Origin of the sequence: Burkholderia sp. D-99 (assembly GCF_011605345.1) — a bacterium.
GTDB lineage: Bacteria > Pseudomonadota > Gammaproteobacteria > Burkholderiales > Burkholderiaceae > Burkholderia.
Genome location: NZ_JAAOXM010000003.1, coordinates 36000 through 50607, shown reverse-complemented (window position 1 = coordinate 50607; position 14608 = coordinate 36000). Strand labels below are relative to the sequence as shown.

The 14608-nt window shown below is 66.6% G+C and carries 14 protein-coding genes; 6 read left to right on the top strand and 8 right to left on the bottom strand.

The features are described 5' to 3' along the window. Position 1: 1 nt before the first annotated feature. From folK to panB, 3 genes are read left to right on the top strand one after another with little or no spacing between them, the layout of a single operon-like run. Complete coding sequence (folK, locus tag HAV18_RS14195; RefSeq protein ID WP_166956868.1) at positions 2 to 544, top strand: 2-amino-4-hydroxy-6-hydroxymethyldihydropteridine diphosphokinase; 543 nt, start codon at positions 2 to 4, stop codon at positions 542 to 544. Beyond that, complete coding sequence (locus HAV18_RS14190; RefSeq protein ID WP_166956866.1) at positions 541 to 1227, top strand: deoxynucleoside kinase; 687 nt, start codon at positions 541 to 543, stop codon at positions 1225 to 1227. The genes folK and HAV18_RS14190 overlap by 4 nt, the downstream gene beginning before the upstream one ends. A gap of 45 nt (positions 1228 to 1272) precedes the next feature. Further along, positions 1273 to 2088, top strand: coding sequence for a 3-methyl-2-oxobutanoate hydroxymethyltransferase (gene panB, locus HAV18_RS14185; protein WP_166956864.1), 816 nt, complete (start codon positions 1273 to 1275; stop codon positions 2086 to 2088). 120 nt (positions 2089 to 2208) lie between these two features. On the opposite strand, the gene HAV18_RS14180 is transcribed toward panB, so the two are convergent. From HAV18_RS14180 to grpE, 5 genes are all read right to left on the bottom strand, one after another. Beyond that, on the bottom strand, positions 2209 to 4143 hold the full coding sequence (locus HAV18_RS14180) for a chorismate-binding protein (protein WP_166956862.1): 1935 nt from the start codon (positions 4141 to 4143) through the stop codon (positions 2209 to 2211). A gap of 13 nt (positions 4144 to 4156) precedes the next feature. Next, entirely contained in the window at positions 4157 to 5293 is a 1137-nt protein-coding gene (gene dnaJ, locus HAV18_RS14175; protein ID WP_166956860.1) for a molecular chaperone DnaJ, read from the bottom strand. 265 nt (positions 5294 to 5558) lie between these two features. Next, entirely contained in the window at positions 5559 to 7511 is a 1953-nt protein-coding gene (gene dnaK, locus HAV18_RS14170) for a molecular chaperone DnaK (protein WP_166956858.1), read from the bottom strand. A 148-nt stretch (positions 7512 to 7659) separates the two neighbouring features. Continuing rightward, positions 7660 to 8088: a thioredoxin family protein gene (locus HAV18_RS14165; RefSeq protein ID WP_166956856.1), complete on the bottom strand. Its 429-nt coding sequence runs from the start codon at positions 8086 to 8088 to the stop codon at positions 7660 to 7662. 10 nt (positions 8089 to 8098) lie between these two features. After that, positions 8099 to 8644, bottom strand: coding sequence for a nucleotide exchange factor GrpE (gene grpE / locus HAV18_RS14160; protein ID WP_166956854.1), 546 nt, complete (start codon positions 8642 to 8644; stop codon positions 8099 to 8101). Positions 8645 to 9002: 358 nt separating this feature from the next. On the opposite strand from grpE, the gene HAV18_RS14155 reads away from it, so the two are divergent. Next, a complete protein-coding gene (locus tag HAV18_RS14155; protein ID WP_006476841.1) occupies positions 9003 to 9164 on the top strand; it encodes a hypothetical protein in 162 nt (53 codons plus the stop codon). On the opposite strand, the gene HAV18_RS14150 is transcribed toward HAV18_RS14155, so the two are convergent. The 3 genes from HAV18_RS14150 to hrcA all read right to left on the bottom strand — a co-directional run bounded on the left by HAV18_RS14150 (position 9136) and on the right by hrcA (position 11783). After that, the gene (locus HAV18_RS14150) at positions 9136 to 9543 is read right to left on the bottom strand and encodes an RNA-binding S4 domain-containing protein (protein WP_021162216.1); all 408 of its coding nucleotides are present in this window, start codon (positions 9541 to 9543) and stop codon (positions 9136 to 9138) included. The two genes, HAV18_RS14155 and HAV18_RS14150, sit on opposite strands and share 29 nt — an antisense overlap. A gap of 5 nt (positions 9544 to 9548) precedes the next feature. Then, a complete protein-coding gene (hemH, locus tag HAV18_RS14145; protein WP_166956852.1) occupies positions 9549 to 10613 on the bottom strand; it encodes a ferrochelatase in 1065 nt (354 codons plus the stop codon). A gap of 147 nt (positions 10614 to 10760) precedes the next feature. Then, positions 10761 to 11783, bottom strand: a complete 1023-nt coding sequence (gene hrcA / locus HAV18_RS14140) for a heat-inducible transcriptional repressor HrcA (protein WP_048242933.1) — start codon at positions 11781 to 11783, stop codon at positions 10761 to 10763. Between the two features lie 131 nt (positions 11784 to 11914). Here hrcA and HAV18_RS14135 point away from each other — a divergent pair, with 131 nt between their 5' ends. Together HAV18_RS14135 and recN are read left to right on the top strand one after the other, a co-directional pair. Continuing rightward, a complete protein-coding gene (locus HAV18_RS14135; RefSeq protein WP_166956850.1) occupies positions 11915 to 12817 on the top strand; it encodes an NAD kinase in 903 nt (300 codons plus the stop codon). Positions 12818 to 12836: 19 nt separating this feature from the next. After that, positions 12837 to 14486, top strand: coding sequence for a DNA repair protein RecN (recN, locus tag HAV18_RS14130; RefSeq protein ID WP_166956848.1), 1650 nt, complete (start codon positions 12837 to 12839; stop codon positions 14484 to 14486). Positions 14487 to 14608 lie beyond the last annotated feature (122 nt).

The window sequence follows — 14608 nt, the reverse complement described above, 5'->3', positions numbered from 1 at the left end:
CATGACGGTTGCATATATCGGACTGGGGGCGAATCTCGGCGATGCGCGCCAGACCCTGAAGGACGCGGTGGTGTGCCTCGCGCAGCAGCGCACCATCTCGATCCTCGGCAAATCGAGCCTGTATCGCACGGCGCCCTTCGAAGCGGGCGGCGACGACTACTACAACTGCGTCGTCAAGCTCGACACGACGCTGTCGGCCCGTGAGCTGCTCGCCCTCTGCCAGAAGATCGAACATCACTTCGGCCGTGAGCGCCCGTATCGCAACGCGCCGCGCACGCTCGATCTCGACATCCTGCTGTTCGGCGCCGACTCGATCGACGAACCCGACCTGATCGTCCCGCACCCGCGCCTCACCGACCGTGCGTTCGCACTCGTGCCGCTCGTCGAGATCGACCCGGCACTCGACATTCCCGCACGCGGCCGTGCCGATGCCTTCCTCGCCGCCGTCGCCAACCAGCGTGTCGAGAAGGTGCAGACCTGCCAGTGCCTGATGCAGAAGGCGCTCGCTGCCAGCGAAGACGCCGACAAGAACCGCTGCCGATGACCCCGACTCCCCTCACCGTCACTGCGCCCGACCTGCGCGCCCCGCACCGCTATCTCGTGATCGAAGGCCCGATCGGCGTCGGCAAGACGACGCTCGCGCGCCTGCTCGCCGAGCGCTGGTCGATGCAGACGCTGCTCGAGCGCCCGCAGGACAACCCGTTCCTCGAACGCTTCTATCGCGATACGGCGCGCTACGCGCTGCCCGTGCAGCTGTCGTTCGCGCTGCAGCGCGCGCAGCAGGCACGCGAGCTGATCGGTGCGCTCGAAACGGGCCGCCCGGTCATCGCCGATTTCATGCCGCAGAAGAACGACATCTTCGCGCGGCTGAACCTGCCGGAAGACGAATGGCAGCTCTACCGCTCGGTCGCGACACACGTGGACGTGCCGCAGGCGCCGTCACCCGATCTCGTCGTCTACCTGCAGGCGAGCCCCGAAGTGCTGTTCTCGCGCATCCAGAAGCGCGGACTGCCGATGGAGCTGCAGATCAGCGATGCGTACCTGCGCTCGCTCGTCGACGCGTACAACGAATTCTTCTACCACTACGACCGCACGCCGGTGCTGACGGTCGCCGCGGAACACCTGAATCCGCAGGATTCCCCCGAAGATCTCGCCCTGCTGATCGAGCGCATCGAGACGATGCGCGGCCGCAAGGAATTCTTCGTCAAGGGCGAGACGACGCGCTAAAGCGTCCTCGCCTGTCGTTCCTCACCCATTCGAACCGGATTTCCCATGACCTATCTCCAGGAATCGAGCCGGCCTGCCGTCACGGTGCCCAAGCTGCAGGCAATGCGCGACGCCGGCGAGAAGATCGCGATGCTCACCTGCTACGACGCGAGCTTTGCCGCGCTGCTCGACCGTTCGGGCGTCGACGTGCTGCTGATCGGCGATTCGCTCGGCAACGTGCTGCAGGGCCACACGACCACGCTGCCCGTATCGCTCGACGACATCGCGTATCACACCGCCTGTGTCGCCCGCGCGCAGCCGCGCGCGCTGGTCGTCGCCGATCTGCCGTTCGGCACGTACGGTACGCCGGCCGAAGCATTCGCGAGTGCCGTCAAGCTGATGCGCGCCGGTGCGCAGATGGTCAAGCTCGAAGGCGGCGAATGGCTCGCCGAGACGATCCGGTTCCTCGTCGAGCGCGCGGTGCCCGTGTGCGCGCATGTGGGCCTCACGCCGCAATCGGTGCACGCGTTCGGTGGTTTCAAGGTGCAAGGCAAGACCGAGGCCGGGGCCGCGCAGTTGCTGCGCGACGCGCGCGCGGTCGAGGATGCGGGCGCGCAGCTCGTCGTGCTCGAAGCGGTGCCGACGCTCGTTGCCTCCGAAGTCACGCACATGCTGAAGATCCCGACGATCGGCATCGGCGCGGGCGTCGACTGCTCGGGACAGGTGCTCGTGCTGCACGACATGCTCGGCGTGTTCCCCGGCAAACGGCCGCGCTTCGTCAAGGATTTCATGCAGGGGCAGCCGAACATCCAGACGGCCGTCGAAGCGTATGTGGGCGCGGTAAAGGACGGTTCGTTCCCCGGCCCCGAGCATTCGTTCTGACGCCAGTGACGGGGCCGGCGATGCGTTCGCCGGTGCCTCGATGAAAAAAGCGCGGCGCCCTTTGCAGGGCGTCGCGCTTTTTCTTTCATACGTTGCCGGCAGTGGTTGATGATCTGCCGGTTACTTCAATACCGCGTCGAGCGCACCGCGCAGCGCGTTGGTCAGCAGCAGCGCCTCCGCGCGCGCGAGATCGTCGCGTGTCACGACCCGCTCCGTCGCGCCGAACGCGCGATCATCGAGCATCACGCCGCGCATCACGCCCGGCAGCACGCCAGACGCGAGCGGCGGCGTCACCCACTGGCCGTCGAGCTTCACGAACAGGTTCGAGCGCCCGCCCTCCGTCACCTCGCCGCGCTCGTTGATGAACAGCATGTCGAAACTCCCAAGCGCCTCCGCCGCCTGCCACGCGCGATCATATTCCGCGCGACGTGTCGTCTTGTGCAGCAGCAGCGCATCGCTCGCACGGGTCGGCGCAAAGCCGTGCGCGGACGCCAGCAGCACGCCTACCGGCCCCGCCGGCAGCGGCTTGAGCGGCGCTGCGACGATCTCGATCGTGCCGTCCTTCGCGAGCGCGAGCTTCATCCGGTAAGCACCGTCGCCGTCGAGCGCCGCGCAGCGCGCGTCGATCTCGCGACGTAATGCATCGACGTCGACGCGGAAGCCGAGCGCGTCCGCGCTACGCTGCAGCCGCACGAGATGCCGATCGAGATGCCGGATGCCGTCCGCACGTGTGGCGGCGGTCGTTTCGAACAGCTGGAAGCCGGGATCGGCGTCCGTCAGGAATCGCGCTTTCAATTCGCACTCCGCATATTCGTCGGCCGCGACGCTGTCGAGCACGATGCCCGCGCCGACACCCATCGTGCCGCGGCGCCGGCCGGCGATTGGCGTCGCCGGATCGCGTGCCTCGGCGCCGGCACCGGTCGCACCTTCGCGGTCAGCACCTTCGCCCGTAGCATCGAGCGTCAACGTGCGGATCGCGACCGACAGGCAGAAGTCGCCGCAACCGGCCAGGCGATCACCCGGCGCGTCGGAATCGGCACCTTGCTTCGCAGCGTCAAGCCAGCCGATCGCGCCCGTATAGAGTCCGCGCGACGTCGACTCGATCGCATCGATCAACTGCATCGTCTTGTGCTTGGGCGCGCCCGTGATCGATCCGCACGGAAACAGCGCACGCAGCATCTGCGCGAACGTCGTCCCTTGGCGCCAGCCGGCCTCGACCGTCGACGTCATCTGCCACACCGACGCATATGGCTCGACGGAGAACAGCGCCGGCACGCGGACCGTCCCGGTGCGCGCGATCCGCGATACGTCGTTGCGCAGCAGGTCGACGATCATCACGTTTTCCGCACGGTTCTTCGGATCGTTCGCGAGGAACGCAGCCGCCGCCGCATCGTCGCGAGGATCGGCCGAACGTGGCGCCGTGCCCTTCATCGGCCGCGCGCGCAGCACGTCGCCGTGCTTCTCGACGAACAGCTCGGGCGAACACGACGCGACCCACGTATCGTCGGGCAACGCGACCAGCGCGCCGTAACGCACGGGCTGGCGCGCACGCAGCCGCCGGTACAGCGCGAGCGGCGTACCGAACACGTCGAAGTTCAGGCGGTATGTGTAGTTGACCTGGTATGAATCGCCCGCACACAGCGCGTCGTGCACCGCGGCGATCGCCGCGTCGAACGCGTCGCGCGACACGCTCTTCTCGACATGCGCGACGCCCGCGATCGACGGCGTGCCGCCGCCGTCCTGCTGCGCGAGCCACGCGTCGACTTCGTCGCGCGACAGGCGCTCGCAGCGCGCATACAGCAAAAAGCGCAGCGGGGCATGGCCGGGCTGCGCTCGTTGCAGGTTGCGTCCGAATTCGTAATCGCCGACGACGACCGCATGCAGCCCGTCGCGCAGATCCTGTACGACCGCTGCATCGATTTCGTCGAGCCGCGCCGGATCCGTGCACACGCGTTCGCGCACGAATCCCGAATACAAACGACTCGACCGCGCGGACGCGGTCGAGTCGCAATCGTCCAAGAGCGCGAACGACGCGCTCTCGTTGCCTTCAGTCATGCTGTTACTCGAGTTACTCGAAGAAGCTCTTCACACGATCGAACCAGCTCTTGCTCTGCGGGCTGTGACGCGCGCCGCCCTCGGCCAGCGATTTCTCGAACTGCTTGAGCAGGTCGCGCTGGTTGTCGGTCAGCTTCACGGGCGTCTCGACCTGCACGTGGACGTACAGATCGCCCGCAATGCTCGAACGCAGCCCCTTGATGCCCTTGCCGCGCAGGCGGAACGTCTTGCCCGACTGCGTGCCTTCCGGCACCGGGAACGATGCACGGCCGGCCAGCGTCGGCACCTCGATCTCGCCGCCGAGCGCGGCGGTCGTGAACGGGATCGGCATCTGGCAGTGGAGATCGTCGCCGTCGCGCTCGAACACCGAGTGCGGCTTGATGTGGATCTCGACGTACAGGTCGCCCGGCGGCCCGCCGTTGATGCCCGGCTCGCCGTTGCCGGCCGAGCGGATCCGCATCCCGTCGTCGATCCCGGCCGGGATCTTCACTTCGAGCGTCTTGGTTTCCTTCACCTTGCCCGACCCGTGGCAATGCACGCACGGCTCCGGGATGTAGGTGCCCGTGCCGTGGCACTTCGGGCAGGTCTGCTGGATGCTGAAGAAGCCCTGCGACATGCGCACCGTGCCCTGGCCATGACAGGTCGGACAGGTTTCCGGCTTCGTGCCGGGCTTCGCACCCGACCCGTGGCAGACCTCGCACGACACCCAGCTCGGCACGCGGATCTGCGTGTCGTAGCCGTGCGCGGCCTGCTCGAGCGTGATTTCCATGCTGTAGCGCAGGTCGGCACCGCGATACACCTGCGGGCCGCCGCGGCCACCGCGCGCGGCGCCGCCCGCGGCCTGGCCGAAGATGTCGCCGAAGATGTCGCCGAACGCATCCGCAAAGCCGCCGAAGCCCTGTGCACCCGCACCGCCCATGTTCGGATCGACGCCCGCGTGGCCGTACTGGTCGTACGCTGCCCGCTTCTGGCCATCCGACAGCATTTCATAGGCTTCCTTCACCTCCTTGAAATGCTCTTCCGCATCCTTGCTGTCCGGATTGCGGTCAGGGTGATACTTCATCGCAAGCTTGCGATATGCCTTCTTGATTTCGTCGTCGCCCGCATTCTTCGCGACGCCCAGAACCTCGTAGTAATCCCGTTTCGCCATATCGATTCACTGTGCCGCCACGCATCGCGCACGCGGCGGCTCCTTTCGCCTGCAGTAAAGTCTCTCGACTCGTCTGGCGCTGCGCCGTCCGCGGACGGCTCGCGCAGCACCCGCCAAAAAACAAATGTGCCCGGAGGGCCGCGAAGCCCGCCAGGCGTGGAGTCGATCCGGCCATCCGGAAGGAAAGACAGACCGCTTTTCAGCCGCTGGTCAGTCGCGCCGCGCGCGTTTCCACGCGCGGCGTGCGGTGCCATTGCAACCCGACTTAGTCCTTCTTCACTTCCTTGAACTCGGCGTCGACGACGTCGTCGGCAGCCTGCTGTGCGCCGCCTGCGTGGGCCGCGCCTTCAGCTGCACCGGCCGCGCCGGCTGCACCTGCCTGCTGGGCCTGCATGTCGGCGTACATCTTTTCGCCGAGCTTCTGCGACACCTTGCCGAGTTCCTCGACCTTCGCGTCGATCGCAGCCTTGTCGGCCGACGTGTCCTTCAACACTTCCTCGAGCGACTTCAGCGACGCTTCGATCGCTTCCTTCTCGCCCGCGTCCAGCTTGTCGCCGTACTCGGTGAGCGCCTTCTTCGTGCTGTGGACCAGCGCGTCGCCCTGGTTGCGCGAATCGGCCAGCTCGCGCAGCTTGTGGTCTTCCGCTGCGTTCGCTTCCGCGTCCTTGATCATCTGGTCGATTTCAGCCTCGGACAGACCCGAGTTGGCCTTGATCGTGATCCTGTTTTCCTTGCCGGTCGCCTTGTCCTTCGCGCCGACGTGCAGGATGCCGTTCGCGTCGATGTCGAAGCTCACTTCGATCTGCGGCACGCCACGCGGTGCGGGCGGGATGCCTTCCAGGTTGAACTCGCCGAGCAGCTTGTTGCCGGCTGCCATTTCGCGTTCGCCCTGGAACACCTTGATCGTCACGGCGCCCTGGTTGTCGTCGGCCGTCGAGTACACCTGCGCGTGCTTCGTCGGGATCGTCGTGTTCTTGCTGATCATCTTCGTCATCACGCCGCCGAGCGTCTCGATACCGAGCGACAGCGGGGTCACGTCGAGCAGCAGCACGTCCTTGCGGTCGCCCGACAGGACCTGGCCCTGGATCGCCGCGCCGACTGCGACGGCTTCGTCCGGGTTCACGTCACGACGCGGATCCTTGCCGAAGAACTCCTTCACCTTCTCCAGCACCTTCGGCATGCGCGTCTGGCCGCCGACCAGGATCACGTCGTCGATGTCCGACACCTTGACGCCTGCATCCTTGATCGCGATGCGGCACGGTTCGATCGTGCGCTCAACGAGGTCTTCCACCAGCGCTTCCAGCTTCGCGCGGGTGATCTTCAGGTTCAAGTGCTTCGGGCCCGACGCGTCCGCCGTGATGTACGGCAGGTTGATTTCGGTCTGCTGGCTCGACGACAGCTCGATCTTCGCCTTTTCAGCGGCTTCCTTCAGGCGCTGCAGCGCGAGCACGTCCTTCGACAGGTCGACGCCCTGCTCCTTCTTGAACTCGCCGATGATGTAATCGATGATGCGCTGGTCGAAGTCCTCGCCGCCGAGGAACGTGTCGCCGTTGGTCGACAGCACTTCGAACTGCATTTCGCCGTCGACGTCCGCGATTTCGATGATCGACACGTCGAACGTGCCGCCGCCGAGGTCATACACGGCGATCTTGCGGTCGCCCTTCTCGACCTTGTCGAGGCCGAACGCGAGCGCGGCTGCGGTCGGCTCGTTGATGATCCGCTTGACTTCGAGGCCCGCGATGCGGCCGGCGTCCTTGGTCGCCTGACGCTGGCTGTCGTTGAAGTACGCCGGCACCGTGATCACGGCTTCCGTGACCGGCTCGCCGAGGTAGTCTTCGGCCGTCTTCTTCATCTTGCGCAGCACTTCCGCCGAAACCTGCGGCGGTGCGAGCTTTTCGCCATGCGCTTCGACCCATGCGTCGCCGTTGTCGGCCTTGACGATGCTGTACGGCATCAGGCCGATGTCCTTCTGGACTTCCTTCTCTTCGAAGCGGCGGCCGATCAGGCGCTTCACTGCGAACAGCGTGTTCTTCGGGTTGGTCACCGACTGACGCTTGGCCGGCGCGCCGACCAGCACTTCGTTATCGTCCATGTAGGCGATGATCGACGGCGTGGTGCGCGTGCCTTCCGAGTTCTCGATGACCTTGACCTGGTTGCCTTCCATGATGGCGACGCACGAGTTCGTGGTGCCGAGGTCAATACCGATGATCTTTCCCATTTTTTCCTAATCTCCAGAAATGCTTGTTTGCTGCGCAAAACCCCACGTTTTGGGGCAGTTTCGCGCGCCAGAATTCAACTCTGTTCCCGAAATGCGTCCGTCCGGTCCGTTTTCAAGACCCGACGAGCGATGCGGATATTAAATTTTTTCAATCGCCGCCGGCTAGCGGATCGCCCACCGCCGGCGCACGACCGGCCGCCGCCGCGATCTTCGCGCGCGCCGCCGACACGGCCGCCCCGAACTGCACGAGGCCATGCCAGCCGGTCGCCCGGCCGAGACGCTTGCCGCGGTGGAAAAAGAGCCACGTCGGCACGCCATGAAGGCCGAAGCGGCGCCCCAGCTCGGCGTGTTCGTAAACGTTGCAATGGAACCACTTCAGATCCAGCGCGCGAATCGCGTCCGGCTGGGCGAGCATCGCCTTCTTCGCGATCTCGCAGTTGAAGCAGTCGACGCCCCAGAAGAACACCACCGCGAGCGCATCCCCCGCGCCGTCGATCGCCGCGTCGAACGTGCCGGCGTCCAGCGCCTGCATGTCGAACGCGTCAAACGCGGCCGGATCGATGCCGACGGGCACCATCCTGATCGCCTTACTTCGGCTGCGCGACGGTGACGAGCGCCGGACGCAGCACGCGGTCGGCGATCGTATAGCCCTTCTGCAGCACGGTGACGACGGTGTTCGGCTCCTGCTCGGCCGGCACCATCGAAATCGCCTGGTGCTGGTGCGGATCGAACTTCTCGCCAACCGGGTTCAGCGCGACGACGCGGCCCTTTTCGAGTGCGCTCGTCAGCTGGCGCAGCGTCAGTTCGACGCCTTCGCGCACCTTCGCGATGTCGCCGGACGTGTCGCTGACAGCGGCTTCCAGGCTGTCCAGCACAGGCAGCAGGTGTTCCGCGAAGCCTTCGATCGCGAACTTGTGCGCCTTCGAGACGTCGTCCTGCGCGCGACGGCGGACGTTCTCGGTCTCGGCCTTCGCTCGCAGGTAGCTTTCCTGCAGCTCGGCGACCTTGGCTTGAGCCTCCGCGAGCGCCGCGTCGGCTGCTTCGGCGGCGGGAGCAGCGCCTTGCGCCGCCTGCTTCTCGCTGCCGATATCTTCGGCCGATTGGGTAGCCGGGTTCTCTTGCGTGTTTTCCATGTCGCTGAAAGTCGATTAGAGGTTGAAGCCAAATCGGCAACCGCCGGACCGTATACCCGGCGGTACCGCACATTGCTGGTGCAAATAAGGGTGAAAACTACGATTTCAAGAGGGTTATTCGCCGGCATTCTCCAATGCGGCGAAACAACCGCGCGTCGCCCCGGTGCATCGCACGCATAGTCGGCCAGAGCGGGCGAAACGGGCTGTAACAACGCTTACCTGGCAAGTACTAGCTTGGCACAGTCCCGCTGCACTACACTCCACTCAAGCGTCGGAAAAGCGTGTTTACCCTTAGCTGACCGACGCCTTACAACCACCACCTGTCGCCGTCTTCACCCGTCTTCTCGAGGGGAGTACCGTGAAACTGACCTTTGCGATTTCGGTGGTCGCGCTGGTACTCATCGCCGGCACCACCACCATCTGCCTGTCGGGAGCCGTCACCGACCGCACGACCGAATACGGAAGCGCGCGGGCGACGTTCGACCAGATGTTCAGCTCCCACCAGAAAATCTGTCGATGATGCGCCGGTCGCGTTTCGTCGGCCGGCCGTGCAATTCGGCCGCCGGCTCGCGATACGTGCGGCGCCGCTCCAGTTCGGCGAGCCGTGCGGCCCGCCCCGCTTCCGTTTCCTCGTAAAGCGTCTGCGCAACGCTCGCTGGCCCGCGCACGTCGCACACGCCGAGCACGGCAATGTGCCAGACGATGCCGTCGATCGCAATCTCGACCTCGTCGCCAACGCGCACTTCCTTCGCCGGCTTGACCGCCGCGCCGCCGATCTTCACGTGCCCTTTGTCGACCGCATCGGTCGCGAGCGAGCGCGTCTTGAAGAACCGGGCCGCCCACAGCCATTTGTCGATGCGCAGCTTCGCGCCCGGTTCGGTCGAAATCTTGTAATTCATCGCACTTAACTCACCGTTTCGGGCTGCGCGGCCCTGACCGGCCAGCCCTGCAGATTCTCGGCCACGATCTCGCCGAGCGCGCCGATCCACGCCGGTGCGCCGTTCAGGCACGGAATGCGGTGGAATGCCTTGCCGCCACCGGCGAGGAACTCGTCGCGCACTTCCATGCCGATCTCCTCGATCGTCTCCAGGCAGTCGGCCGTGAAACCGGGACAGAACACGTCGGCCCGCCGCACGCCGGCCTCGCCGAACTCGCGCAGCGTCGGCGCGGTATAAGGCTGCAGCCATTCGGCCTTGCCGAAACGCGACTGGAACGTGACGCGACACTCGGTCGTCGACAGCCCGAGCGCGGCCATCAGCAGCGCGCCCGTCTGCTGGCACTGGTCGTGATAGGGATCGCCGAGGTCGAGCGTGCGCTTCGGCACGCCGTGAAAGCTCAGCACCAGCTTGTCGCCGGCCGCGAAGTCCGGCCGGCCGTGCTGCGCCCAATACTGGCGCACCTGCTCGGCCAGCGCGTGGATATAGGCCGGATGGTCGGCGTAGTGCCGCACCGTGCGCACTTCCGGCTGGTTGCGCATGCGCGCGAGCGCGTCGAATGCAGCGTCGAATGCGGTGGCCGTGGTCGACGCCGAGTATTGCGGATACATCGGCATCAGCAGCACGCGCTCGACGCCGGCGCGCTTGAACTGCGCGAGCGCGTGCGCAATGTTCGGACTGCCGTAGCGCATCGCATAGTCGACCTGCACCTGATAACCGTTCGACGCGAGCAGGTACCGCACGCTGTCGGTCTGGCGCTCGGTGTGCACGCGCAGCGGCGAGCCCTCGGGCATCCAGACGGCCGCATATTTCTTCGCGGACGCACGGCCGCGCAGCGGCAGGATCAGCGTGCGCAGCAGCACCTGCCAGACGGCCTGTGGAATCTCGACGACCCGCGGATCCGACAGGAATTCGGCCAAATAGCGCCGCACGGCGCGCGGCGTGGGCGCGTCGGGCGTGCCGAGATTGATCAGCAGCACGCCGATGCGATGGGCGGCCGCGGTGGCCGAAGGCGGCTCAAGATCGAAACGCATGGGCAAGAACGTGCTCGGGGCACGGGACCGGACGGCTCTCAATTATAGCGGGCCGCCTCGCGCCGGTCGGCTAGCCGTTCGGCCGACTGTCGGCTCACGCGGTGCCGCGGCACGATGACGGGGCGGGATCGGGCTGGCGATTGCGGGCTACTGCTGGCTCAGCGTGAGCGACAGCAGGCGCGCGGTGATGTCGACAATCGGTATCACGCGGTTGTACGCCATGCGGGTCGGGCCGATCACGCCGAGCGTGCCGACAATCTGCCCGTTCACCTCGTAAGGCGCGGTAACCACGCTCATTTCCTCGATCGGCACGAGCGTCGATTCTCCGCCGATGAAGATCTGCACGCCCTGGGCGTGGCTCGACACGTCGAGCAGTTGCAGGAGGCCCGTCTTTTGGTCGAATACGTCGAACAGCTTGCGCAGCCGGGCCATGTCGGACGAGAGATCCGCCACCTCGAGCAGGTTGCGCTCGCCGGAAATCAGCACGGTGTCCTCGGTGTCGGGCACCTCGGTGCTGGCCGTCACCGCCAGATGCATCAGCGCGGTCATGTCGCCGCGCAACTGGTCGATCTCGTCGCGCAGGCGGCGGCGCACCTCGTCGAACGACAGGCCGGCGAAATGCGCGTTGATGTAGTTGGACGCCTCGGTCAGTTGCGACGGCGAGTAATCGCGCGGCGTCGCGAGCATCCGGTTCTGCACGTCGCCCTCGGGCGTGACGATGATCAGCAGGATGCGCTTGTCCGACAGGCGCATGAACTCGATCTGCTTGAACACGTGGCTGCGGCGCGGCGTCAGCACGACGCCCGCGAACTGCGACAGGTTCGACAGCACGCTCGCCGCGGCCGCCACGACCCGCTGCTGCGGCTCGCCGGCCTGCAGCGTGTTCTGCACCTGCCGCGCGACGGCCTCGGCGTCGATCGGCGTCTCGACCGTCAGCATCGTGTCGACGAACAGCCGGTAGCCGCGCGGCGTCGGCACGCGGCCGGCCGACGTGTGCGGGCTCGACACGAGGCCGAGCTCCTCCAGGTCGGACATCACGTTGCGGATCGTCGCCGGGCTCAGCTCGAGCCCGGAGTAACGGGACAACGTGCGCGATCCGACTGGCTGACCGTCGGCGATATACCGTTCGATCAGGGTTTTCAGGAGGGTTCGTGCGCGAGGATCTAGCATGGTGGAAAATTTTAGCGCAACCGCGCGACCGCGGCGAGTGGCGTCGGCCACCGATGCGCGGGCCGGCCCGATCCGGCCCCGCCAGCGCACAGCCGGTTCTTTTCGTCAACGAGCTATGGTGTAATGCCGGCATGAAAACCGGTAATCAGTTCAACACTGTCGCGCTCGTCGGCCGGAGCAACACGCCCAACATCGTCGAGCCGCTCGCCACGCTGGCCGCCTGCATCGCCAAGCGGGGCTTCGAGGTCGTCTTCGAAGGCGAGACCGCGCGCGAGATCGGCATCACCGGCTACCCGGCGCTGACACCGGCCGAAATCGGGGCACGCGCCGACGTGGCGGTCGTGCTGGGCGGCGACGGGACGATGCTCGGCATCGGCCGTCAGCTCGCGCCGTACAAGACACCGCTGATCGGGATCAACCACGGGCGGCTCGGCTTCATCACCGATATCGCGGCGGCCGACATGCAGGCGCTCGTCCCGGTGATCCTGTCGGGCAAGTTCGAGCGCGAGGAGCGCTCGCTGCTCGAGGCCCGGATCATGCGCGACGGCGAACCGATCTACCACGCGCTCGCGTTCAACGACGTCGTCGTGAACCGCAGCGGCTTCTCCGGGATGGTCGAGCTGCGCGCATCGGTCGACGGCCGGTACATGTACAACCAGCGTTCGGACGGCCTGATCGTCGCCACGCCGACCGGCTCGACCGCCTACGCGCTGTCGTCGGCCGGCCCGATCCTCCATCCGCAGCTGCAGGGTATCGTGCTCGTGCCGATCGCGCCGCACGCGCTGTCGAACCGGCCGATCGTGCTGCCCGACGATTCGAAAATCGCGATCCAGATCGTCGGCGGGCGCGACGTCAACGTGAATTTCGACATGCAGTCGTTCACCGCTCTCGAGCTGAACGACACGATCGAGGTGCGCCGCTCGAAGCACACGGTGCCGTTCCTGCACCCGGTCGGCTACAGCTATTTCTCGACGCTGCGCAAGAAGCTGCACTGGAACGAACACGCCTCGAACGAAGACGACAAGGCGTCCTGACGCCACTCCGCCCGACACCATGCTCCGCCACCTCTCGATCCGCGACTTCGTCATCGTCGCCGCGCTCGATCTCGAATTCGACAGCGGCTTTTCCGTCTTTTCCGGTGAAACCGGCGCCGGGAAATCGATCCTGATCGACGCCCTCGCCCTCGCCCTCGGCGAACGTTCCGACGCGAGCGTCGTGCGCACCGGCTGCGGCCGCGCCGACATCACCGCCGAATTCACGCCGCACGACCGTGTCGCGCGCTGGCTCGACGAACACGCGTTCGACACCGAGGACACCGTGATGCTGCGCCGCGTGATCGATGCGAACGGCCGGTCGCGCGCGTTCATCAACGGCACCAGCGCGACACTCGCGCAGCTGCGTGAGCTCGGCGAAATGCTCGTCGACATCCACGGCCAGCACGCGCACCAGCTGCTGATGCGGCCCGACGCGCAGCGCGAGCTGTTCGACACGCACGCGGGGCTCGTCGCCGATGCGGCGAACGTCGCGCGCGCGTGGCGCGTGTGGCGCGACGCGACGCAGGCGATCGAGGCCGCGAAGGCGCACGAGCGCGAGCTGCAGCTCGAACGCGAAAAGCTCGCCTGGCAGCTCGCCGAGCTCGACAAGCTCGCGCCGCAGCCCGGCGAATGGGACGAAGTCAGCAACGAGCACAAGCGCCTGTCGCATTCGGCGAACCTGATCGAAGGCGTGCGTGGCGCACTCAACGCGTTGTCCGAGGCCGATGACGCGATGCTCGCGCAGCTCGGCGCGATCGTGTCGAAGCTGCGCAGCCTCGCCGACTACGACACCACGCTCGGCGACGCACTCGCGTCGCTCGAACCGGCCGAGATCCAGCTGCAGGAAGCCGTCTACTCGCTGTCGCACTATGCGCAGCGCGTCGATCTCGACCCCGAACGGCTCGCACAGGTCGAAACGCGCCTCGATGCGCTGCACTCGACCGCCCGCAAGTTCCGCTTGCCGCCCGACACGCTGCACGAAGAACACGCGGCACGCCGCGCGCAGCTCGCCGAGCTCGATGCGGCCGCCGATCTCGGCGCGCTCGAGGCGACGCAGGCCAAGGCGCGGGAAACCTATCTCGCCGACGCCAGGCATCTGTCCAAGGCGCGCACGCAGGCCGCCAAGGCGCTCGGCACGGCCGTCACGACCGGCATGCAGGAACTGTCGATGGCGGGCGGAAGCTTCGAAGTCGCGCTCGTCCCGCTCGCCGACGGCGGCCCGCACGGGCTCGAGCAGGTCGAATTCCGGGTCGCCGGGCACACCGGCGTGCCGTTGCGGCCGCTCGCGAAGGTTGCGTCGGGCGGCGAGCTCGCGCGAATCAGCCTCGCGCTCGCGGTGATCGCCAGCGCGGCCAGCCCGACGCCAACGCTGATCTTCGACGAAGTCGATACGGGGATCGGCGGCGGCGTCGCCGAAGTGGTCGGCCGCCTGCTGCACCAGCTCGGGCGCGATCGCCAGGTGCTGTGCGTGACGCACCTGCCGCAGGTTGCCGCGCGTGGCGACCACCACTTCCAGGTTGCGAAGGGCGCCGACGAGCGCGGCGGCACGGTGTCGACGGTCGTCGCGCTCGACCGCGCCAACCGGATCGAGGAAGTCGCGCGCATGCTCGGCGGGCTCGAGATCACGGCCACGACGCGCAAGCACGCGAAGGAAATGCTGGCGGCCTGACGCGGCTGCCCGTTACCCGTTTATCGAATGCAAAAAGACCGGCGCGTGCGCCGGTCTTTTTTCGCAGGAAGCGGTCGCTTGCGCCCGCCGGCCCTGCCCCGTCGAATCGGATGTCCGATTCG

Excerpts from the sequence above, each read along its gene's own strand:
- folK (WP_166956868.1), top strand. The coding sequence starts at position 2 with ATGACGGTTGCATATATCGGACTGGGGGCGAATCTCGGCGATGCGCGC.
- HAV18_RS14190 (WP_166956866.1), top strand. The coding sequence starts at position 541 with ATGACCCCGACTCCCCTCACCGTCACTGCGCCCGACCTGCGCGCCCCG.
- panB (WP_166956864.1), top strand. The coding sequence starts at position 1,273 with ATGACCTATCTCCAGGAATCGAGCCGGCCTGCCGTCACGGTGCCCAAG.
- HAV18_RS14180 (WP_166956862.1), bottom strand. The coding sequence starts at position 4,143 with ATGACTGAAGGCAACGAGAGCGCGTCGTTCGCGCTCTTGGACGATTGC.
- dnaJ (WP_166956860.1), bottom strand. The coding sequence starts at position 5,293 with ATGGCGAAACGGGATTACTACGAGGTTCTGGGCGTCGCGAAGAATGCG.
- dnaK (WP_166956858.1), bottom strand. The coding sequence starts at position 7,511 with ATGGGAAAGATCATCGGTATTGACCTCGGCACCACGAACTCGTGCGTC.
- HAV18_RS14165 (WP_166956856.1), bottom strand. The coding sequence starts at position 8,088 with ATGGTGCCCGTCGGCATCGATCCGGCCGCGTTTGACGCGTTCGACATG.
- grpE (WP_166956854.1), bottom strand. The coding sequence starts at position 8,644 with ATGGAAAACACGCAAGAGAACCCGGCTACCCAATCGGCCGAAGATATC.
- HAV18_RS14150 (WP_021162216.1), bottom strand. The coding sequence starts at position 9,543 with ATGAATTACAAGATTTCGACCGAACCGGGCGCGAAGCTGCGCATCGAC.
- hemH (WP_166956852.1), bottom strand. The coding sequence starts at position 10,613 with ATGCGTTTCGATCTTGAGCCGCCTTCGGCCACCGCGGCCGCCCATCGC.
- hrcA (WP_048242933.1), bottom strand. The coding sequence starts at position 11,783 with ATGCTAGATCCTCGCGCACGAACCCTCCTGAAAACCCTGATCGAACGG.
- HAV18_RS14135 (WP_166956850.1), top strand. The coding sequence starts at position 11,915 with ATGAAAACCGGTAATCAGTTCAACACTGTCGCGCTCGTCGGCCGGAGC.
- recN (WP_166956848.1), top strand. The coding sequence starts at position 12,837 with ATGCTCCGCCACCTCTCGATCCGCGACTTCGTCATCGTCGCCGCGCTC.